The following is a 19,722-nucleotide window of genomic DNA, read 5'->3' on the forward strand; positions in this document are numbered from 1 at the left end:
TCTTGTGGTTTGATACTTTTGTTATAGAATTAGCACTCGCTTATTGAGAGTGCTAACAGAGGTGATGATGATGTTAACAAATCGTCAGCTGCTGATCCTACAGGTTATAATCAACGATTTTATTAAATCGGCACAGCCGGTGGGATCAAGAACTCTTTCGAAAAAAGATGAAATCACATTTAGCTCTGCAACAATAAGAAACGAGATGGCTGACTTGGAGGAATTGGGCTTTATTGAAAAAACCCATTCATCCTCAGGACGTGTTCCGTCAGAAAAAGGGTATCGGTACTATGTTGACCATTTGCTGTCACCCGTCAAACTGACGAAAAGCGACCTGGACCAAATCCACTCGATCTTCAAAGAGAAAATTTTCGAGCTGGAGAAGACAGTTCAAAAATCAGCGCAAATTTTGTCCGATCTGACGAATTACACATCCATCGTACTCGGGCCGAAGCTGAGTGAGAATTACCTTAAACAGATTCAAATCATTCCGATTCAGCCTGATATGGCGGTAGCGATTCTCGTTACCAATACGGGGCATGTGGAAAACAAAACGATTAACTTTCCGACCAAAATGGATCTGTCTGATATTGAAAAACTGGTCAATATACTGAACGACCGATTAAGCGGCGTTCCAATGGATGAACTGAATGAGCGCATATTTAAGGAAGTTGTCATGTACCTAAGACAGCACATTAAGAACTATGACAATATACTCGACGCGCTTCGTTCAACCTTTCATTCCACAAATCACGTTGAAAAGTTGTTTTTTGGCGGGAAAATCAATATGCTGAACCAGCCTGAGTTCCATGATATCACCCGAGTTCGGTCGCTGCTTTCATTAATTGAGAAAGAACAGGATGTTTTAAAGCTGGTTCAATCCCCGCACACGGGAATTTCGATTAAAATCGGAAAAGAAAACGACTATGAAGAGATGGAAAATTGCAGTCTGATTACGGCTTCTTATTCCGTAGACCAGAAGCAGATCGGCTCAATTGCGATTATCGGCCCGACCCGCATGAATTATTCCAGGGTTGTCAGCCTGCTTCAGCATGTGACTTCGGACTTGTCAAAAGCATTAACAAGTCTGTATGATGAATAAGGGAATTTTGGCAAATTTTATCGAAGGGCAGCACCTGTCCTTCTCCTTACACTTTGAGGGAGGTGAACACAATGTCAGAAGAAAAACAAACCGTTGAACAAAACGAAACAGAAGAGCAAGAAATCATTGAAGAACAAGCTGCCGCTGATGAACAGCAGGAAGAAACAAATGAAAGCGAACTTCTTCAAAACCAAATTAACGAATTGCAAGGTTTGCTTGAGGAAAAAGAAAACAAACTTTTGCGTGTTCAAGCAGACTTTGAAAACTATAAACGACGCAGCCGTTTAGAGATGGAAGCGTCCCAAAAATACCGTTCTCAAAATATCGTGACTGATTTACTGCCGGCTCTTGACAGCTTTGAACGAGCGCTTCAGGTTGAAGCCGACAATGAACAGACGAAAAGTTTGCTCCAGGGAATGGAAATGGTCCACCGTCAGCTCGTAGAAGCCTTGAAAAAAGAAGGCGTCGAAGCCATCGAAGCTGTAGGGCAGGAATTTGATCCTAATCTGCACCAAGCTGTTATGCAGGCTGAAGACGAAAACTACGGCTCCAACATTGTTGTTGAGGAAATGCAAAAAGGCTATAAGCTGAAGGATCGCGTCATTCGCCCTTCCATGGTCAAAGTGAATCAATAATTACATAGCAGGAGGTTATTCAAGTGAGTAAAGTTATCGGAATCGACTTAGGAACAACAAACTCATGTGTGGCAGTGCTTGAAGGCGGCGAGCCTAAAGTTATTGCTAACGCTGAAGGAAACCGCACAACGCCATCAGTTGTTGCATTTAAAAACGGCGAACGTCAAGTAGGGGAAGTGGCTAAACGCCAATCTATTACAAACCCTAACACAATTATGTCTATCAAACGTCATATGGGTACTGATTATAAAGTTGAAATTGAAGGAAAGGATTACACTCCACAAGAAGTGTCTGCTATCATCCTTCAACACCTTAAATCATACGCTGAAAGCTATCTTGGCGAAACAGTATCAAAAGCAGTTATCACAGTTCCTGCATACTTTAACGATGCTGAGCGTCAAGCAACAAAAGACGCTGGTAAAATTGCAGGTCTTGAAGTAGAACGTATCATCAACGAGCCGACTGCAGCAGCGCTTGCATACGGACTTGATAAAACAGATGAAGATCAAACGATCCTAGTATACGACCTTGGCGGCGGTACATTCGACGTTTCCATCCTTGAGCTTGGCGACGGTGTATTCGAAGTTCGTTCAACTGCCGGCGACAACCGTCTGGGTGGGGACGATTTTGACCAAGTTATCATCGATCATCTGGTGTCTGAATTCAAAAAAGAAAACGGCATTGATTTGTCAAAAGACAAAATGGCGCTTCAGCGTTTGAAAGACGCAGCTGAAAAAGCGAAAAAAGATCTTTCCGGCGTATCTTCTACGCAAATTTCTTTACCGTTTATCACAGCTGGAGAAGCAGGACCGCTTCACCTTGAACTTACATTAACTCGCGCTAAATTCGAAGAGCTTTCTTCTCATTTAGTAGAGCGCACAATGGGTCCTGTCCGTCAAGCGCTTCAAGATGCAGGACTTTCTGCAAGCGAAATCGACAAAGTCATCCTTGTCGGCGGATCAACTCGTATCCCTGCCGTACAAGAAGCAATCAAAAAAGAAACTGGAAAAGAAGCGCATAAAGGCGTAAACCCGGATGAAGTTGTAGCGCTTGGTGCTGCGATTCAGGGCGGCGTTATCACAGGTGACGTAAAAGATGTTGTTCTTCTTGACGTTACACCGCTTTCTCTCGGTATCGAAACAATGGGCGGTGTGTTTACAAAACTGATCGACCGCAACACGACGATCCCAACAAGCAAATCTCAAGTGTTCTCAACTGCTGCTGATAACCAAACAGCTGTTGATATCCATGTTCTTCAAGGTGAGCGCCCAATGTCTGCCGACAACAAAACACTCGGCCGCTTCCAGCTTACTGATATCCCGCCAGCACCGCGCGGCGTGCCTCAAATCGAAGTTTCTTTCGATATTGACAAAAACGGTATCGTAAACGTAAGAGCAAAAGACTTAGGCACAGGAAAAGAACAAAACATTACAATCAAATCTTCTTCAGGTCTCTCAGATGAAGAGATCGAACGCATGGTAAAAGAAGCGGAAGAAAATGCTGACGCTGATGCGAAGAAAAAAGAAGAAATCGAAGTCCGCAACGAAGCAGATCAGCTTGTTTTCCAAACTGAGAAAACATTAAAAGATCTTGAAGGCAAAGTGGACGAAGAACAAGTGAAAAAAGCCAACGATGCCAAAGACGCTTTAAAAGCAGCGATTGAGAAAAACGAATTTGAAGAGATCAAAGCGAAAAAAGATGAGCTTCAAACAATCGTTCAAGAGCTTTCTATGAAGCTTTATGAAGAAGCTGCTAAAGCACAGCAAGCTCAAGGCGGAGCAAACGCTGAAGGCAAAGCGGATGACAACGTTGTCGACGCTGAATACGAAGAAGTAAACGACGACCAAAACAAAAAATAAGTTCTTTTTAGTGTCAGCCCCGCTTCCGGAGCTGACCGAAAAGAACACATTTCATAATCTGATTCAATGATTAGAAAGTCAAAGTCAGGCATCTCTTGGCTTTGACTTTTTTTCTTGCCCGGGATAAAAGGAATTGAAAAATCATAATTCAAAATGATACAATCTAATTTATGTGAGAAATTCGGGAGAGTGAAGCGAGATGAGTAAGCGTGATTACTATGAAGTGCTGGGAGTAAGTAAGAGCGCTTCAAAGGATGAAATTAAAAAAGCTTATCGGAAGCTGTCAAAAAAATATCATCCTGATATTAACAAAGAAGCCGGATCAGATGAAAAATTTAAAGAGGTAAAAGAAGCATACGAAACGCTGTCAGATGACCAAAAACGTGCGCATTACGATCAATTTGGTCACACTGACCCTAACCAAGGCTTCGGCGGCGGAGGTTTTGGCGGCGGCGATTTCGGCGGTTTTGGTTTCGATGATATTTTCTCAAGTATATTCGGCGGAGGCACAAGACGAAGAGATCCAAACGCTCCGCGCCAGGGTGCTGATTTACAGTATACGATGACCCTGTCGTTTGAGGATGCGGCTTTCGGTAAAGAAACAACCATCGAAATTCCCCGCGAGGAAACGTGCGAAACATGTAAAGGCTCAGGTGCGAAACCTGGAACAAATCCAGAAACATGCTCCCACTGCGGAGGCTCCGGCCAGTTAAACGTGGAGCAAAATACACCGTTTGGAAAAGTCGTTAACAGACGGGTCTGCCACCACTGTGAAGGTACAGGCAAAATCATTAAAAACAAATGTGCGGACTGCGGCGGCAAAGGAAAAATCAAAAAACGCAAGAAAATCAATGTGACAATTCCAGCCGGTGTAGATGACGGGCAGCAGCTTCGTCTCTCGGGACAGGGTGAACCAGGAATAAACGGCGGCCCTGCCGGGGATTTATTTGTCGTGTTCCATGTACGCGCACACGAGTTCTTCGAGCGTGACGGCGATGATATTTACTGTGAAATGCCGTTAACGTTTGCTCAGGCTGCTCTTGGAGATGAGGTAGAAGTGCCGACGCTGCATGGAAAAGTGAAATTGAAAATTCCGGCCGGTACACAAACAGGAACGAAATTCAGATTAAGAGGCAAAGGCGTTCAAAATGTCAGAGGCTATGGACAGGGTGACCAGCATATCGTCGTCCGCGTCGTTACGCCGACAAATCTGACTGATAAACAAAAAGACATTATCCGCGAATTTGCCGAAGTCAGCGGAAACCTGCCTGACGAACAGGAAATGAGTTTCTTTGACAAGGTAAAACGCGCGTTTAAAGGCGATTAATTATTGGATGAGGAGTTGGTAGTTTTGAAATGGTCCGAATTAAGCATTCACACAACACATGAAGCGGTCGAACCTATCTCAAATATATTGCATGAAGCTGGTGCAAGTGGGGTTGTGATAGAGGACCCGCTTGATTTAATTAAAGAACGTGAGAATGTGTACGGGGAAATCTACCAGCTCGACCCCAATGATTACCCAGATGAGGGTGTCATTGTCAAAGCATATCTGCCGGTTAACAGTTTTCTGGGCGAAACTGTAGACGGCATCAAAGAAACGATTAATAATCTCCTTCTTTACAATATTGATTTGGGCAGAAACCACATCACTATTTCTGAAGTAAATGAAGAAGAGTGGGCGACTGCCTGGAAAAAGTATTATCATCCTGTGAAAATTTCTGAAAAGTTTACAATTGTGCCGACGTGGGAGGAATATACGCCGGTCCATACTGATGAACTGATTATTGAAATGGACCCGGGAATGGCTTTCGGCACAGGGACACATCCGACAACCGTACTCTGCATTCAGGCGCTTGAACGCTTTGTGCAAAAGGGTGATAAGGTGATTGATGTCGGCACTGGTTCGGGAATTTTAAGTATTGCGGCTGCAATGCTTGAGGCTGAATCGGTTCATGCCTACGATCTTGATCCCGTGGCTGTAGAAAGTGCACGCCTCAATCTCAAGCTGAACAAAGTCAGCGATATTGCTCAAGTGAAGCAAAACAATTTGTTAGACGGGATTGAAGGGGAACATGATGTGATTGTGGCCAACATTTTGGCTGAAGTCATTCTTCGCTTTACTTCACAAGCGTACAGCCTGTTAAAAGAAGGCGGTCACTTTATTACGTCAGGAATCATCGGTCATAAAAAACAAGAAGTAAAAGAAGCACTGGAACAAGCTGGCTTTACCATTGTAGAAATCCTTTCAATGGAAGATTGGGTCAGCATTATTGCGAAAAAATAACAGTTAGTAGGTGTCACAGCGTATGCAACGATATTTTATCGAGCTCACGAAGCAGCAAATAGAGGAAGCGCCGACTTTTTCGATTACCGGCGAAGAAGTTCATCATATTGTGAACGTGATGAGAATGAATGAGGGAGATCAGATTATCTGCTGCTCTCAAGACGGCTTCGAGGCAAAATGTGAACTTCAATCTGTTTCCAAAGATAAAGTGTCCTGCCTTGTGATAGAATGGACGAATGAAAACAGAGAGCTTCCGATAAAGGTCTATATTGCGAGCGGCCTTCCGAAAGGAGATAAGCTTGAATGGATTATCCAAAAGGGGACTGAGCTCGGAGCTCATGCCTTTATTCCTTTCCAAGCCGCGCGTTCTGTTGTCAAGCTGGATGACAAAAAGGCAAAGAAAAAGCGGGAAAGATGGACGAAAATTGCGAAGGAAGCGGCTGAGCAATCGTACCGTAACGAAGTGCCGCGAGTGATGGATGTCCATTCTTTTCAGCAGCTTCTTCAAAGGATGCAGGATTTCGATAAATGTGTCGTTGCATACGAGGAGTCATCGAAGCAAGGGGAAATAAGCGCATTCAGCGCGATTGTAAGCAGCCTTCCGAAAGGATCATCTCTATTGATCGTATTTGGTCCCGAAGGCGGTTTAACAGAAGCGGAGGTTGAACGGCTCACAGAGCAAGACGGTGTGACGTGCGGCCTTGGACCGAGAATTTTAAGGACAGAAACCGCTCCGCTATACGCGTTGAGTGCGATTTCTTATCAAACAGAGTTATTAAGAGGTGATCAGTAATGGCAACTGTTGCTTTCCATACGCTTGGCTGTAAAGTCAACCATTATGAAACAGAAGCAATCTGGCAGCTTTTCAAAGAAGCGGGCTATGAAAGAAGAGACTTTGAACAAACAGCTGATGTATATGTCATTAATACATGTACGGTTACAAATACGGGAGATAAAAAAAGCCGCCAAGTGATCAGACGCGCCATTCGTCAAAATCCTGACGGTGTCATCTGTGTCACAGGCTGCTACGCGCAAACCTCACCTGCTGAGATTATGGCGATCCCCGGTGTCGACATTGTAGTTGGAACACAGGACCGTGAAAAAATGCTTGGCTACATTGACCAATACCGAGAAGAACGCCAGCCGATTAATGGCGTCAGCAACATCATGAAAGCAAGAGTATATGAAGAGCTTGATGTGCCTGCTTTCACGGACCGCACAAGAGCGTCATTAAAAATACAGGAGGGCTGCAATAATTTCTGCACATTCTGTATCATTCCGTGGGCGCGCGGCCTGCTCCGCTCCCGCGATCCTGAAGAAGTCATTAAACAAGCGCAGCAGCTTGTTGATGCCGGATATAAGGAAATTGTTCTTACGGGTATTCATACAGGCGGCTATGGCGAAGATATGAAAGATTACAACTTCGCGAAGCTTTTGAGCGAATTAGACACCCGTGTGGAAGGCGTGAAACGGATCAGAATTTCTTCAATCGAAGCCAGCCAAATCACTGACGAAGTGATCGAGGTCTTAGACCGCTCAGATAAGATAGTGAATCATTTGCATATTCCTATCCAATCCGGATCAAACACAGTGCTTAAACGAATGAGACGCAAATATACAATGGAATTCTTTGCAGACCGTTTAAATAAATTGAAAAAAGCACTGCCAGGCTTAGCTGTTACTTCTGATGTCATCGTCGGATTCCCTGGAGAAACAGAAGAAGAATTTATGGAAACCTATAACTTTATTAAAGAACATAAATTCTCTGAACTGCATGTTTTCCCTTACAGTAAACGTACAGGAACACCAGCTGCGCGAATGGAAGACCAAGTGGATGAAAACGTGAAAAACGAACGTGTGCACCGCCTGATTGCTCTTTCTGACCAGCTTGCAAAAGAATACGCTTCTCAGTATGAAAATGAAGTGCTTGAGATTATCCCTGAGGAAGCGTTTAAGGAAACAGAAGAAGAAAATATGTTTGTCGGTTACACAGACAATTATATGAAGGTTGTTTTCAAAGGTACGGAAGATATGATCGGCAAAATCGTAAAAGTCAAAATCCTAAAAGCAGGTTATCCTTACAACGAAGGACAGTTTGTCCGTGTGGTTGAGGATGAAATAACTGAACACATGCGTTTGTCTTCTTAACCTAAAAAATCGGTGCATTAAAATGTACCGGTTTTTTATTTAGCCGGGATAAGAAGGTGAATCAAGCGGTAAAACAAGTTTGTAAGCGGAAGAAATAAAAGAGCTGTTACTACATTAAATAAAAGGCTGAAATGAGCAATCCTTTGGGCAGGATCGGGTGATAACTGCTCTACAAAGCCGGTCGCTGCGGTCAGAAAAGGCAATACTAGAGCCACCCCTAGCACGTTAAATACCACATGCGCATACGCTGTCTGTTTCGCCGCATATCCACCGGATACAGCAGCCATGACAGCTGTAATGCATGTCCCGATATTTGATCCGAGTACGACGCTCATCGCCTGTGTCAGTCCGATAATCCCTTCATTCATAAAACTCATCAAAATGCCGATACAGACAGAACTGGAGTGAATGATGGCAGTTAACACCATGCCGATGAGCAAAGCGGACCAGTTTGAATCGTTAACATGGTATAGAACGTCGGCTCCCGTTTTCAGCTTCGTCAGCGGCCCGGCAAGGTGGCTGAATCCGCTGATGCAAAAGAAGATGATGCCCAGTCCGAGGAAGCTTGTTCCCAGCTGTTTCAAAGGATACCTGCCAGTCAGAAAAAACAATAAACCTCCTATTAAAAGAACCCAAATCAAAATATCCATTTTGATAGCAATAAATTCAGTTGTAAAGGTAGACCCAACGTTTGTTCCGAGAATCATCGGTATCGTCCGCTTAAAAGAAAGCACACCCGCACTAACAAAGCCGATGACAATGACCATAAAGGCTGAACTGCTCTGAAGTATCCCCGTAAATACAATGCTGATAAGAAACGCTTTTAATGGATGGTCTGTAAATAAAAGCAAACGATCTTCAATTTTTGAGTACGCCATAGAAATTAAGCCTTTTCGAAGCATGTTCATGCCTGTGAGAAAGAATAATATAAGAGCAGTAAAGCTAATCAGAATTAACATCCTATTCACCAACCCCTTTCTATCATTATATAGACAGGCAGTCGCACTCATGACGGAAAAGTGAACTCACTTAGTTGACCTGACTGATGGCTTATATTATAATGTCAAAGTACATGTTTATATGTGTAACTTAAAGGTAGTCGATTGGTGTATTCGGAGGGAGGGAAAGAGAATGTCAAAAACGGTCGTTAGAAAAAACGAATCGCTTGAAGATGCTCTTCGTCGCTTCAAACGCAGTGTATCAAAGACAGGTACTTTGCAAGAAGCAAGAAAGCGTGAATTTTATGAAAAACCTAGCGTAAAGCGCAAGAAAAAGTCTGAAGCTGCTAGAAAACGCAAATTCTAAAAGAGGGTGGATTTATGAGTCTTCTTGAGCGTCTCAACCAGGATATGAAGCTGTATATGAAAAACCGTGAGAAAGACAAACTGACTGTCGTTCGAATGGTTAAGGCTTCACTTCAAAATGAAGCAATTAAGCTTAAGAAAGACAGTTTGACCGAGGATGAGGAACTCACTGTCCTTTCTCGTGAACTTAAGCAACGTAAAGACTCCCTCCAGGAATTTTCAAACGCTAATCGTTTAGATTTAGTAGATAAAGTTCAAAAAGAGCTGGACATTTTAGAAGTTTATTTACCTGAGCAGCTGTCAGAAGAAGAGCTGCGTACAATCGTAAATGAAACCATCGCGGAGGTCGGTGCGAGCTCAAAAGCGGACATGGGCAAAGTGATGGGGGCAATTATGCCTAAAGTAAAAGGTAAAGCTGACGGAAGTTTAATTAATAAGCTTGTGAGCAGTCAACTGTCTTAAATGGCAAAGAAAAGGACATCTTTCTAAGAGAGATGTCTTTTTTTATACATAAAAAAATGAAACCTTTGATACATTTGTTACGTATGAAGAGAAGGCACTTATTATAAAAGGAAGGAGGGATACACCGCCCTTGCTTCAAATCAAAGGATTCCGTGCTGCTCTTTTGGGTATATTTTTGCTTTCTTTATTAGGCGTACAGCTGAACGCTAAAGCAGAAAAACAAACTGTTTATGTGATTCCGGTTGAAAAAAATGTCGAACAGGGTCTCGTCACGTTTTTGTCCCGTTCGTTACAAGACGCAAAGGATGCACATGCAGACCATATTATTCTTGATATCAATACCCCGGGGGGATTGGTCAAATCTGCTATTGATATGGCCGATTTGATAACCGAAAGCGAGATCCCCGTAACTGCATATGTCAACAAACGCGCGTTGTCTGCTGGTGCATATATTGCACTTCAAGCAGATCACATTTATATGGCGCCTGGCGGAAAAATGGGAGCCGCCGCGATTGTTGATGGCCAAGGCAATGCCGCTGACCAAAAAGCTCAATCACTTTGGCTGGCAGAGATGGAAGATGCCGCAGTGAAAAATAACCGCGATCCAAAATATGCGCTCGCAATGGCTGACCCGGATATAGATGCCAAGGAAGTCGGCGCGCCTAAGGGAGATCTGTTGACACTTAACGCAGACAAGGCAATTGAGGTAGGCTATTCAGAAGGCACTGCTGACAATTTGTCCACGCTCGTAAAGAAGCTTGGGTTCGAAAAAGCGCAGATCAGCTACGCAAAGGAGAGCTTTGCGGAAAAGACAGCAAGATGGCTGACGAATCCGGTCATTGTCCCTATTCTGCTGACAATCGCTTTTTTAGGTCTGACGGTGGAGCTTTTTTCCCCGGGTGTCGGCCTCCCTGGAACGGCTGGACTCATTGCGTTATTGCTGTTCTTTTACGGGCATCTTGCAGCCGGTCTTGCCGGGTATGAGACGGTTCTCCTCTTTATAGCAGGGGTGATTCTCATTCTGCTTGAGATTTTTCTTCCCGGAGGAATCATTGGATTACTGGGCTTGGGAGCGATTATTGCGAGCCTGTTTTTAGCTGCGGGGAGCTTCACTGTCATGGCGGTTTCTCTCTTGATCGCCTCAGCTGTTTCGATTACAGCGTTTATTTTACTGACAAGGGTGTTGGGAAAACGTATGAAATTCTTTAAGAAATTGATATTAAATGATTCTACAAATACGGAGAGCGGCTACGTTTCAAATCAAACGCGAACGGACTTAATAGGAAAAGTGGGTATAACCTTTACACCGCTGCGTCCTTCCGGTACCGTGATTATTGATGATGAACGCCTTGACGTTGTTTCGGAGGGATCGTTTACAGAAAAAGATAAAAAAGTAAAAGTGATTAAAGTAGAAGGCTCACGCATTGTTGTGAGAGAAATTTAAATAGAAACGAGGAGAAGTTATATGGATCCGTCAACACTTATGATTCTGGCAATTGTCGCAGTAGCGATCATTGTTTTGGCAGTATTTTTTACATTTGTGCCTGTAATGCTTTGGATTTCAGCTTTGGCAGCCGGAGTGAAAATCAGCATTTTCACTCTAGTTGGGATGAGGCTTCGCCGCGTCATTCCGAATCGGGTTGTTAACCCGCTGATTAAAGCGCATAAAGCGGGACTTAATGTTGGAACAAACCAGCTTGAAAGCCACTATCTGGCTGGAGGTAATGTTGACAGAGTCGTCAACGCGCTTATCGCCGCTCAGCGAGCTAACATTGAACTTACATTCGAGCGCTGTGCTGCCATTGATCTTGCAGGCCGGGACGTGTTGGAAGCTGTTCAAATGAGCGTTAATCCTAAGGTGATTGAAACACCATTCATAGCCGGTGTCGCAATGGACGGGATTGAAGTGAAAGCGAAAGCGAGAATCACAGTAAGAGCGAATATCGAGCGCCTCGTTGGGGGAGCAGGGGAAGAAACCATTGTAGCTCGTGTAGGTGAGGGGATCGTTTCTACAATCGGTTCATCTGATAATCATAAAAAAGTGCTTGAAAACCCTGACATGATTTCTCAGACAGTCCTTGGAAAAGGATTGGACTCAGGAACTGCGTTTGAAATTCTCTCAATTGATATTGCAGATGTAGATATCGGCAAAAACATCGGTGCAATTTTACAAACCGATCAGGCCGAGGCTGATAAAAACATCGCGCAGGCAAAAGCGGAAGAACGACGTGCGATGGCTGTCGCTCAAGAACAGGAAATGCGTGCCCGCGTAGAAGAAATGCGCGCGAAAGTGGTAGAAGCCGAGGCGGAAGTGCCGCTTGCGATGGCAGAAGCTTTGCGTGAAGGGAATATTGGCGTCATGGATTACATGAATATCAAGAACATCGATGCTGACACAGAAATGCGTGATTCATTCGGCAAGCTGACGAAAGACCCTTCGGATGAAGACCGCAAATCATAATCTCTCTAAGAAGGGAGAACGCTGATGGAAGATTTACTGACCAATCCGCTTATTATTGCAGCGATCATCGGAATCATTTCTGCGATTTTCGGCAAAAAGAGCAAAGAAGAAAAGCAAAACAGCCAAAAAAGAAAAAAACCTCAACACGTGCAATCTGCTTCTCCTCAAAAGAAGCACTCAAAAGAAGATGCCCCTGCACCTATCCCTAACCGTATGGAACAGGCAAGACGGGAAGCGGAAGAAAGACGCAGGGAAACAGCAAGAAACCTGAAAGGGCTGGAACGAGATCTTGCTGCTGCCAAACAAAAAACAGTATACACAAAACAAAAAATGCTTCAGGTGAATAAGGACACCGTCGTACAGGGGATCGTTCTAGGAGAGGTGTTCGGGCCTCCACGGGCGAAAAAACCTCACCGTACGATGCGCTCAGCCCGTAAAAATTAAAGTGTTAGAACCTCCTTTCAAATCATACATATGAGATGAAAGGGGGTTCTTTTTGTATGGGGCAAAGAAAGAATCGTATGAAAGCTTGGCTGACAAGAGCATTGGAAATTCCCCCGGACGTTATGATGGATCTGCCGAGGATTACAATGGTTGGCAGACTTCATATCTACATAGAAAACCACAGAGGCCTTTTGCTTTTCAGTGAGAATGAAGTGAGGCTGATGCTGAAGCAGGGCCAGTGCATCATATCTGGTAAAAATTTTGTCATCAAGGCGATTCTTCCGGAAGAGATACTTTTGGAGGGTACGATTGATGTCGTTCGATATGTTGAGTCATAAAGCCGAGGGGGAAATGTTGTGAAAAATAAATGGCTGTCTTTTTTTTCGGGTAAGGTCCAGCTTGAATTGACGGGAAGAGGGATTGAGCGGCTCCTTAATGAATGCACAAGACAGGGGATTCCGGTCTTTCATGTCAAAAAAAAGAAAGAAGCCGTATCGTTATATATACAGCTTCAGGATGTACATGCCTTTCGGCGGGTGAGAAGTAAATTTAAATGTAAAGCCCGATTTATCAATCGGAAGGGATTTCCCTTCCTGTTGCTGAAATCAAAGCTGAATATAGGGTTTACGATCGGTTTTGCGATTTTTTTCATCCTTTTGTTTTTGCTGTCCAATATGGTGTGGAAAATTGATGTGACAGGCGCTAAGCCTGAAACAGAACATCAAATGAGGCAGCATCTTAATGAAATCGGCGTCAAAAAGGGCCGTCTGCAGTTTTTAATGATGTCGCCCGAAAAAATACAGAAATCATTAACCAATGGAATAGACAATATTACTTGGGTCGGAGTTGATCTGAAGGGGACGACCATTCACATGAAAGTTGTGGAGAAAAATGAGCCCGAAAAAGAAAAGTATGTTAGCCCGCGCAATATTGTCGCCAAAAAGAAAGCAACCATTACGAGAATGTTTGTGCAAAAAGGACAGCCCATGGCCGCCATACACGATCATGTTGAAAAGGGGCAGCTGCTTGTTTCGGGACTGATCGGCAGCGAAGACCATCAGCAGGAAGTCGCCTCAAAAGCAGAAATTTATGGAGAAACCTGGTATAGATCAGAAGTGACAGTCCCGCTTGAAACATTATTTAACGTCTATACGGGCAAAGTAAGGACAAAGCACAAGCTTTCTTTTGGTTCTTTGGCAATCCCGATCTGGGGGATGACGTTTAAAAAAGAGGAATTGAAGCATCCAAAAACAGAACAAGAAAAGCATTCGCTTCATTTTCTCGGATTTAAGCTCCCTGTATCCTATGTCAAAGAGCAAACGAGAGAAAGTGAAGAGGCTTTGCGAAAATATACAAAAGAAGAAGCAGTTCAAGAAGGCATTAAATTGGGTAAACAGGATGTAGAGGATAAAATAGGCGAAAACGGCGAGGTGAAAAGTGAAAAAGTTTTGCACCAGACTGTTGAGAATGGTAAAGTAAAGTTGATTATTCTCTACCAAGTTATAGAAGATATCGTTCAAACCACACCTATTGTCAGGGAGACTGAAGAATGACAGAACATTTACTTGCGATGAATCAAAAACTGAAAAACCCGGACGAGGCGCTTTCACTCTTCGGGAACCAAGATTCTTTTTTGAAATTGATGGAGAAAGATCTGAATTTAAATATCATTACGCGCGGCGAGACGATTTATGTTTCAGGCGATGATGAATCGTTTCAGATTGCAGACAGGCTGCTGGGATCGCTCCTCGCTTTAATTCGCAAGGGGATAGAGATCTCTGAACGTGATGTGATTTACGCCATCAAAATGGCAAAGAAGAATGAACTTGAATACTTTGAAAGCATGTATGAAGAAGAAATTACAAAAAACGCAAAAGGCAAATCAATCCGTGTAAAAACAATGGGACAGCGGGAATACGTGGCCGCTATGAAGCGGAATGACCTTGTATTCGGCATTGGTCCGGCGGGAACCGGGAAAACGTACCTGGCTGTCGTAAAAGCAGTCCATGCTTTAAAAAACGGACATATCAAAAAAATCATTTTAACAAGACCTGCCGTGGAAGCCGGTGAAAGCCTTGGTTTTCTCCCAGGTGACCTAAAAGAAAAAGTAGATCCTTATTTGCGCCCGCTGTATGACGCTCTCCATGATGTGCTTGGGGCAGATCATACAGAACGTCTGATGGAAAGAGGCATCATTGAAATTGCTCCGCTCGCATATATGAGGGGGCGGACGCTCGATGATGCTTATGTTATACTTGATGAAGCACAGAATACCACGCCTGCTCAAATGAAAATGTTTTTGACGAGACTGGGTTTTGGCTCTAAAATGATCATTACAGGTGACGTCAGCCAAATTGATCTGCCGAAAGGCGTCAAATCGGGACTTGCAGTAGCGAAGGAGATGCTGAAAGGAATAGACGGCATTTCTATGATTGAGCTAGACCAGACAGACGTGGTCAGACATCCGCTTGTTGCGAAAATTATTGAAGCATACGATAAGCAAAATTAATGCTGAATGACCCGATCGCGCGTTATCGGGTCATTTTTATGATTGCTTATGGGCTTGATGTTTCAAGAGGAGGTTCTTGTGTTGAAAAAGAAGGCTAAGACCAAAAGCAGCTCGAAAAAATGGAGCAGTTTTAAAAATGCCCGCTCCATGCATGTACTGCTGTATCTTCTGCTGGCTGCCATTATGTTTGCTTTGCTTTTTGTACATGTTAAGCCGGAAACACTTGATTTAGACCTGTTTTCAGTCAGCGACAAGACCATTTACGCTCCGGCAACCGTAGAAGATCAAAAAGCCACAGAGGAAAAAAAGCAAGCCGCTGAGGACGCGGTTGAAGATCAATATACATTAAAAAAAGAATATACAGACAATCGGATTGACCTTGTGTCATCAATATTCGACAGTATTAGTGAAGTGAAAAAATCATCGGAAGAAGGCAGTAAATCACCATCGGAAAAATCAATGGTCAAATCTGTAAAGGACAAATTGACATCAGATGTGAATGATTCTATATCGGAGGATTCCATCAAGACATTGCTGAAAGCAGACAGTGAAGACTTTTCTTTTGTCAGAGATACGGTCATTACCGCAGTAAATACGGTCATGAGCAGTGAAATCCCATCGGATAAACTATCTGATGCAAAGGATAAGGTAGAAAAAGAGCTAAAAAGCAATTCTATTCCTTCTAAATACTTGGGAGCCGCGACAGAAATCGGGCGTTTTGCTATTATTCCGAATTACGTCTTCGATCCGAAAGCAACAGAGGCAAAACGGCAGGAAGCCTCAGATAATGTCCAGCAGGTTCAAATCAAACAGGGGCAAGTGCTCGTGGAAGAAAATGACCTCATTGATCGGGAAGTGTACAGGAAACTTGAGCTGACCGGGTTATTAAATAACTCAAATCTCTTTAAACCGATCAGCGGGCTATTGATTATGATCGGACTTTTCATTGCAACACTTGTATATTATTTTGAAAAACAGAAACAAAATCTGAAGTTTAAAAACCAATCCATTCTGTTATTCTCCATAATCACAACACTTTTGCTTGTGATCATGGAGGTTGTCAGTTTGTTTCAGAAGATGGAGTATAATAATATCGGCTATCTGGTCCCCATTGCGGCCGGCGCCATCTTAATCAAACTGCTGATGAATGAACGCATTGCCATTTTGGGAAGTATCATTCTTGCGATTTGCGGAAGTATGATGTTTAATCAGGGTGTGACAGGAACATTCAATTATGTCATAGGGATTTATTATTTGATCAGCGGCATTTCAGGTGTATTATTTTTAGGAAAACACAATGCAAGATCAAAGATTTTGCAGACCGGACTTTTCGTGGCGTTTATTAATATGGTTGTCGTTCTATCCTTATTATTGATCCAGAACACTGCGCTGTCGGGTCTTGAAATCGGCACGTTAATGCTCATGGGGGTTGTGTCGGGGTTTGCTTCATCTGTATTGATCATCGGTCTGATGCCGTTTTTTGAGACGGGCTTTGGCATTTTATCCACCATGAGGCTGCTCGAGCTGTCTAATCCTAACCATCCGCTATTGCGCAAAATACTGACGGAAACACCAGGTACATATCATCACAGTGTAATGGTTGCCAATTTATCAGAGGCAGCCTGTGAAGCGGTTGGGGCTAATGGTTTGCTTGCAAGAGTCGGCGCATATTATCACGATCTCGGAAAAACAAAGCGCCCGCAATATTTTATTGAAAACCAAATGAATATTGACAATCCGCATGACAAGCTGTCACCTCAGTTGAGCAAAAATATTATTATCTCGCATACGACAGACGGTGCGAATATGCTGAGAAGCTATAAATTTCCGAAAGAGCTTGTCGATATTGCTGAGCAGCATCATGGAACCTCGCTTTTAAAGTTTTTTTACTATAAAGCGAAGGAAAAAGGCGACCAGATTACAGAGGAAGAGTTCCGTTATCCGGGACCGAAGCCGCAGTCAAAGGAAGCCGCAATTATATCAGTGGCCGACAGTGTTGAAGCGGCCGTCAGATCCATGCACAATCCAAATCCTGAACGAATTGAAAAGCTTGTCCGGGGTATTATATCCGATAAGCTTCAGGACGGACAGTTCAGTGAATGCGATTTGACATTTAAAGAGCTGGATACAATCGCAAAAACGCTCTGTGCAACATTAAAAGGAATTTTCCACTCCCGGATTGAATATCCGGAGGCTACTAAGAAGGTGAAATAGATGAGTTTACTGATTGATATCGTTGATGAAACGGGAAGCGTCTCAGAAGAGATGCTCAAAGAAGTAGAAAATCTGCTTCAATTTGCCGCTGAGCGTGAAGGCGTTCAGGATCAGGCTGAAGTTTCTGTCACGATTGTTTCCAATGATGACATACATCAGATTAACAAAGAATACCGGGGAAAGGATGCTCCGACAGATGTCATCTCATTTGCTCTTGAAGAAGAGGGAGAAGGCGAGATCGAAATCGTGGGCGCCGAAATGCCTCCGGTTTTAGGTGATATTATCATCAGTGCCGATCGCACAAGAGAGCAGGCAGAGGAGTATAATCATTCTTTTAAAAGAGAGCTCGGATTTCTAGCTGTACACGGATTTCTGCACCTTTTAGGATATGACCATATGACGAAAGAGGAAGAAGAGGAGATGTTTACTAAGCAAAAGGAATTGCTGGACGCTTATGGACTCAAAAGATCATAGAAATGAGCTGAATCGATTCTTCAAAAGCTTCGTGCATGCAGGCCGGGGCATATGGGAAACAGCGCGGACGGAGCGGAATTTCCAATTTCATGCCGCAGCCGCCTGCGCTGTTCTCATTTGCGGCTTCCTTGTAGAGCTCAGCATTATTGAGTGGATGATTATATTCCTTTTGATAGGTGGTATGTTTTCGCTTGAACTTTTAAATACAGCCATTGAACATACGGTTGATTTAATAACTGACAAACATCACCCTCTTGCTAAAGCGGCCAAGGACGCTGCTGCCGGGGCTGTTTGCGTTTTTGCCGTGATTTCGTGTATCATTGGTTTACTTATTTTTTTGCCAAAGCTGTAATGGCTGAAAATTCTTACATTTATTTTACATTTTTAGAAATGGGCGTGAAAAAAAGCGCGCGATTATGTAAAATATAAAGTGATAGCGGTACCATTATAGGTAAGAGAGGAATGTACACATGAACAGACAAGAATTAATAACAGAAGCTTTAAAAGCGCGTGATATGGCATATGCGCCGTATTCCAAATTCCAAGTAGGAGCCGCTCTTCTTACCAAGGATGGAAAAGTGTACAGAGGCTGCAATATTGAGAACGCGGCATACAGCATGTGCAATTGCGCCGAGCGTACCGCTTTATTTAAAGCTGTTTCTGAAGGGGATACAGAGTTTCAGATGCTGGCCGTTGCGGCTGACACCCCTGGACCAGTATCTCCGTGCGGAGCCTGCCGACAGGTGATTTCTGAGCTTTGCACAAAAGACGTTATTGTCGTACTGACTAATTTACAAGGACAAATAAAAGAAATGACTGTGGAAGAATTATTGCCAGGCGCATTTTCATCGGAGGATTTACATGACGAACGAAAGCTTTAAATCAGGATTTGTATCCATTATTGGAAGACCAAACGTAGGAAAATCTACATTTTTGAACAGAGTCATTGGACAAAAAATCGCGATCATGAGCGATAAGCCCCAAACGACGAGAAACAAGGTGCAAGGAGTACTGACGACAGGCACATCACAAACCATTTTTATTGACACACCAGGGATTCATAAACCTAAGCATAAACTTGGGGACTTTATGATGAAAGTGGCGCAAAATACATTAAAAGAAGTCGATTTGATCTTGTTTATGATCAATGCTGAGGAAGGCTACGGGAAGGGCGACGAATTCATCATTGAGAAATTGCAGACGATGTCTACGCCTGTATTCTTAATCGTAAACAAAATTGATAAAATTCATCCCGACCAATTGCTTCTGCTAATTGACGAATACCGCAAACGTTATCCTTTTAAGGAAATTGTTCCGATTTCTGCTTTAGAAGGAAATAACATCGAAACCTTGCTCGCGCAGATCGAAGCGTATTTGCCGGAAGGGCCGCAATTCTATCCGAGTGACCAGGTAACTGACCACCCTGAACGATTTATCATTTCTGAATTAATCAGGGAAAAGGTGCTGCATTTGACGAGAGAAGAAATCCCGCACAGCATTGCGGTGGCCATCGAATCCATCAAAGGGCAGGACAACGGTTCTGTGCACGTAGCGGCAACGATTGTGGTCGAGCGGGATTCCCAGAAAGGCATCGTGATCGGTAAAAAAGGAAGCCTTCTAAAAGAGGTTGGAAAAAGAGCGAGAGCGGATATTGAAGCACTGTTGGGCTCCCGTGTCTACCTTGAATTGTGGGTGAAAGTGCAGAAAGACTGGCGTAATAAAATGTCCCAGCTTCGCGATTTTGGCTTTAAAGAGGACGAATATTAATCTCTTCCCGTGTGTGTCATTATCTCACAGGAACAGGGATACATTAGCAAATTTTG

Annotated in this window: 21 protein-coding genes; 20 read left to right on the plus strand and 1 reads right to left on the minus strand. The window is 43.5% G+C overall.

The window, feature by feature from the left end; all coding sequences use genetic code 11:
- Nucleotides 1–70 precede the first annotated feature (70 nt).
- From hrcA to mtaB, 7 genes are all read left to right on the plus strand, one after another.
- Entirely contained in the window at nucleotides 71–1,102 is a 1,032-nt protein-coding gene (gene hrcA / locus SB658_RS03030) for a heat-inducible transcriptional repressor HrcA (protein WP_003246126.1), read from the plus strand.
- Nucleotides 1,103–1,173: 71 nt separating this feature from the next.
- On the plus strand, nucleotides 1,174–1,737 hold the full coding sequence (gene grpE / locus SB658_RS03035; protein ID WP_003230005.1) for a nucleotide exchange factor GrpE: 564 nt from the start codon (nucleotides 1,174–1,176) through the stop codon (nucleotides 1,735–1,737).
- 23 nt (nucleotides 1,738–1,760) lie between these two features.
- Entirely contained in the window at nucleotides 1,761–3,596 is a 1,836-nt protein-coding gene (gene dnaK / locus SB658_RS03040; protein ID WP_004398786.1) for a molecular chaperone DnaK, read from the plus strand.
- Nucleotides 3,597–3,795: 199 nt separating this feature from the next.
- Entirely contained in the window at nucleotides 3,796–4,923 is a 1,128-nt protein-coding gene (gene dnaJ, locus SB658_RS03045) for a molecular chaperone DnaJ (RefSeq protein WP_003230010.1), read from the plus strand.
- Nucleotides 4,924–4,947: 24 nt separating this feature from the next.
- Nucleotides 4,948–5,883 carry a 50S ribosomal protein L11 methyltransferase gene (prmA, locus tag SB658_RS03050; protein ID WP_004398884.1) on the plus strand — a complete coding sequence of 312 codons (936 nt, stop codon included), beginning with the start codon at nucleotides 4,948–4,950 and terminating at the stop codon, nucleotides 5,881–5,883.
- A 22-nt stretch (nucleotides 5,884–5,905) separates the two neighbouring features.
- On the plus strand, nucleotides 5,906–6,676 hold the full coding sequence (locus SB658_RS03055; protein WP_003230015.1) for a 16S rRNA (uracil(1498)-N(3))-methyltransferase: 771 nt from the start codon (nucleotides 5,906–5,908) through the stop codon (nucleotides 6,674–6,676).
- Complete coding sequence (gene mtaB, locus SB658_RS03060; protein WP_003230017.1) at nucleotides 6,676–8,031, plus strand: tRNA (N(6)-L-threonylcarbamoyladenosine(37)-C(2))-methylthiotransferase MtaB; 1,356 nt, start codon at nucleotides 6,676–6,678, stop codon at nucleotides 8,029–8,031. Before SB658_RS03055 ends, mtaB begins: the two co-directional genes overlap by 1 nt.
- Before the next feature lie 35 nt (nucleotides 8,032–8,066).
- On the opposite strand, the gene SB658_RS03065 is transcribed toward mtaB, so the two are convergent.
- Nucleotides 8,067–8,990 (minus strand): Na/Pi symporter, encoded by a 924-nt coding sequence (locus SB658_RS03065; protein ID WP_014480301.1) that lies wholly within the window; start codon nucleotides 8,988–8,990, stop codon nucleotides 8,067–8,069.
- Nucleotides 8,991–9,162: 172 nt separating this feature from the next.
- Between SB658_RS03065 and rpsU the strand changes: the two genes are divergently transcribed.
- The 13 genes from rpsU (at nucleotide 9,163) to era (ending at nucleotide 19,666) form a co-directional block, all read left to right on the plus strand.
- Nucleotides 9,163–9,336, plus strand: coding sequence for a 30S ribosomal protein S21 (rpsU, locus tag SB658_RS03070; RefSeq protein WP_003152957.1), 174 nt, complete (start codon nucleotides 9,163–9,165; stop codon nucleotides 9,334–9,336).
- Between the two features lie 14 nt (nucleotides 9,337–9,350).
- The gene (locus SB658_RS03075) at nucleotides 9,351–9,797 is read left to right on the plus strand and encodes a GatB/YqeY domain-containing protein (protein WP_003230022.1); all 447 of its coding nucleotides are present in this window, start codon (nucleotides 9,351–9,353) and stop codon (nucleotides 9,795–9,797) included.
- Nucleotides 9,798–9,927: 130 nt separating this feature from the next.
- Nucleotides 9,928–11,241, plus strand: coding sequence for an NfeD family protein (locus SB658_RS03080; RefSeq protein WP_144500704.1), 1,314 nt, complete (start codon nucleotides 9,928–9,930; stop codon nucleotides 11,239–11,241).
- A 21-nt stretch (nucleotides 11,242–11,262) separates the two neighbouring features.
- Nucleotides 11,263–12,258: a flotillin-like protein FloA gene (gene floA / locus SB658_RS03085; RefSeq protein WP_003230026.1), complete on the plus strand. Its 996-nt coding sequence runs from the start codon at nucleotides 11,263–11,265 to the stop codon at nucleotides 12,256–12,258.
- A 24-nt stretch (nucleotides 12,259–12,282) separates the two neighbouring features.
- Entirely contained in the window at nucleotides 12,283–12,702 is a 420-nt protein-coding gene (locus tag SB658_RS03090) for a hypothetical protein (protein ID WP_021480054.1), read from the plus strand.
- 56 nt (nucleotides 12,703–12,758) lie between these two features.
- Nucleotides 12,759–13,040, plus strand: coding sequence for a sporulation protein YqfC (gene yqfC / locus SB658_RS03095; protein WP_003226191.1), 282 nt, complete (start codon nucleotides 12,759–12,761; stop codon nucleotides 13,038–13,040).
- An 18-nt stretch (nucleotides 13,041–13,058) separates the two neighbouring features.
- The gene (gene yqfD, locus SB658_RS03100) at nucleotides 13,059–14,255 is read left to right on the plus strand and encodes a sporulation protein YqfD (protein WP_003230033.1); all 1,197 of its coding nucleotides are present in this window, start codon (nucleotides 13,059–13,061) and stop codon (nucleotides 14,253–14,255) included.
- Nucleotides 14,252–15,211 carry a PhoH family protein gene (locus SB658_RS03105; protein WP_003230035.1) on the plus strand — a complete coding sequence of 320 codons (960 nt, stop codon included), beginning with the start codon at nucleotides 14,252–14,254 and terminating at the stop codon, nucleotides 15,209–15,211. Before yqfD ends, SB658_RS03105 begins: the two co-directional genes overlap by 4 nt.
- 78 nt (nucleotides 15,212–15,289) lie before the next feature.
- On the plus strand, nucleotides 15,290–17,425 hold the full coding sequence (gene pgpH / locus SB658_RS03110; RefSeq protein ID WP_010886570.1) for a cyclic-di-AMP phosphodiesterase PgpH: 2,136 nt from the start codon (nucleotides 15,290–15,292) through the stop codon (nucleotides 17,423–17,425).
- Complete coding sequence (ybeY, locus tag SB658_RS03115; RefSeq protein WP_003230039.1) at nucleotides 17,426–17,899, plus strand: rRNA maturation RNase YbeY; 474 nt, start codon at nucleotides 17,426–17,428, stop codon at nucleotides 17,897–17,899.
- The gene (locus tag SB658_RS03120; protein ID WP_004398824.1) at nucleotides 17,880–18,251 is read left to right on the plus strand and encodes a diacylglycerol kinase family protein; all 372 of its coding nucleotides are present in this window, start codon (nucleotides 17,880–17,882) and stop codon (nucleotides 18,249–18,251) included. The genes ybeY and SB658_RS03120 overlap by 20 nt, the downstream gene beginning before the upstream one ends.
- Nucleotides 18,252–18,369: 118 nt before the next feature.
- Nucleotides 18,370–18,780: a cytidine deaminase gene (locus SB658_RS03125; RefSeq protein ID WP_003230049.1), complete on the plus strand. Its 411-nt coding sequence runs from the start codon at nucleotides 18,370–18,372 to the stop codon at nucleotides 18,778–18,780.
- Complete coding sequence (gene era, locus SB658_RS03130; RefSeq protein ID WP_003230051.1) at nucleotides 18,761–19,666, plus strand: GTPase Era; 906 nt, start codon at nucleotides 18,761–18,763, stop codon at nucleotides 19,664–19,666. Before SB658_RS03125 ends, era begins: the two co-directional genes overlap by 20 nt.
- The last annotated feature ends 56 nt before the right edge of the window (nucleotides 19,667–19,722 follow it).

The sequence above is a fragment of the Bacillus sp. SIMBA_008 genome, from assembly GCF_046535495.1.
Lineage (GTDB): Bacteria > Bacillota > Bacilli > Bacillales > Bacillaceae > Bacillus > Bacillus subtilis.

What these genes read in the sequence shown, in the direction of transcription:
- dnaJ (WP_003230010.1), top strand. Translation starts at nt 3,796, where the DNA reads ATGAGTAAGCGTGATTACTATGAAGTGCTGGGAGTAAGTAAGAGCGCT.
- SB658_RS03090 (WP_021480054.1), top strand. Translation starts at nt 12,283, where the DNA reads ATGGAAGATTTACTGACCAATCCGCTTATTATTGCAGCGATCATCGGA.
- mtaB (WP_003230017.1), top strand. Translation starts at nt 6,676, where the DNA reads ATGGCAACTGTTGCTTTCCATACGCTTGGCTGTAAAGTCAACCATTAT.
- SB658_RS03065 (WP_014480301.1), bottom strand. Translation starts at nt 8,990, where the DNA reads ATGTTAATTCTGATTAGCTTTACTGCTCTTATATTATTCTTTCTCACA.
- grpE (WP_003230005.1), top strand. Translation starts at nt 1,174, where the DNA reads ATGTCAGAAGAAAAACAAACCGTTGAACAAAACGAAACAGAAGAGCAA.
- yqfC (WP_003226191.1), top strand. Translation starts at nt 12,759, where the DNA reads ATGGGGCAAAGAAAGAATCGTATGAAAGCTTGGCTGACAAGAGCATTG.
- ybeY (WP_003230039.1), top strand. Translation starts at nt 17,426, where the DNA reads ATGAGTTTACTGATTGATATCGTTGATGAAACGGGAAGCGTCTCAGAA.
- rpsU (WP_003152957.1), top strand. Translation starts at nt 9,163, where the DNA reads ATGTCAAAAACGGTCGTTAGAAAAAACGAATCGCTTGAAGATGCTCTT.
- SB658_RS03125 (WP_003230049.1), top strand. Translation starts at nt 18,370, where the DNA reads ATGAACAGACAAGAATTAATAACAGAAGCTTTAAAAGCGCGTGATATG.
- hrcA (WP_003246126.1), top strand. Translation starts at nt 71, where the DNA reads ATGTTAACAAATCGTCAGCTGCTGATCCTACAGGTTATAATCAACGAT.
- floA (WP_003230026.1), top strand. Translation starts at nt 11,263, where the DNA reads ATGGATCCGTCAACACTTATGATTCTGGCAATTGTCGCAGTAGCGATC.
- SB658_RS03055 (WP_003230015.1), top strand. Translation starts at nt 5,906, where the DNA reads ATGCAACGATATTTTATCGAGCTCACGAAGCAGCAAATAGAGGAAGCG.
- SB658_RS03120 (WP_004398824.1), top strand. Translation starts at nt 17,880, where the DNA reads ATGGACTCAAAAGATCATAGAAATGAGCTGAATCGATTCTTCAAAAGC.
- SB658_RS03075 (WP_003230022.1), top strand. Translation starts at nt 9,351, where the DNA reads ATGAGTCTTCTTGAGCGTCTCAACCAGGATATGAAGCTGTATATGAAA.
- SB658_RS03105 (WP_003230035.1), top strand. Translation starts at nt 14,252, where the DNA reads ATGACAGAACATTTACTTGCGATGAATCAAAAACTGAAAAACCCGGAC.
- era (WP_003230051.1), top strand. Translation starts at nt 18,761, where the DNA reads ATGACGAACGAAAGCTTTAAATCAGGATTTGTATCCATTATTGGAAGA.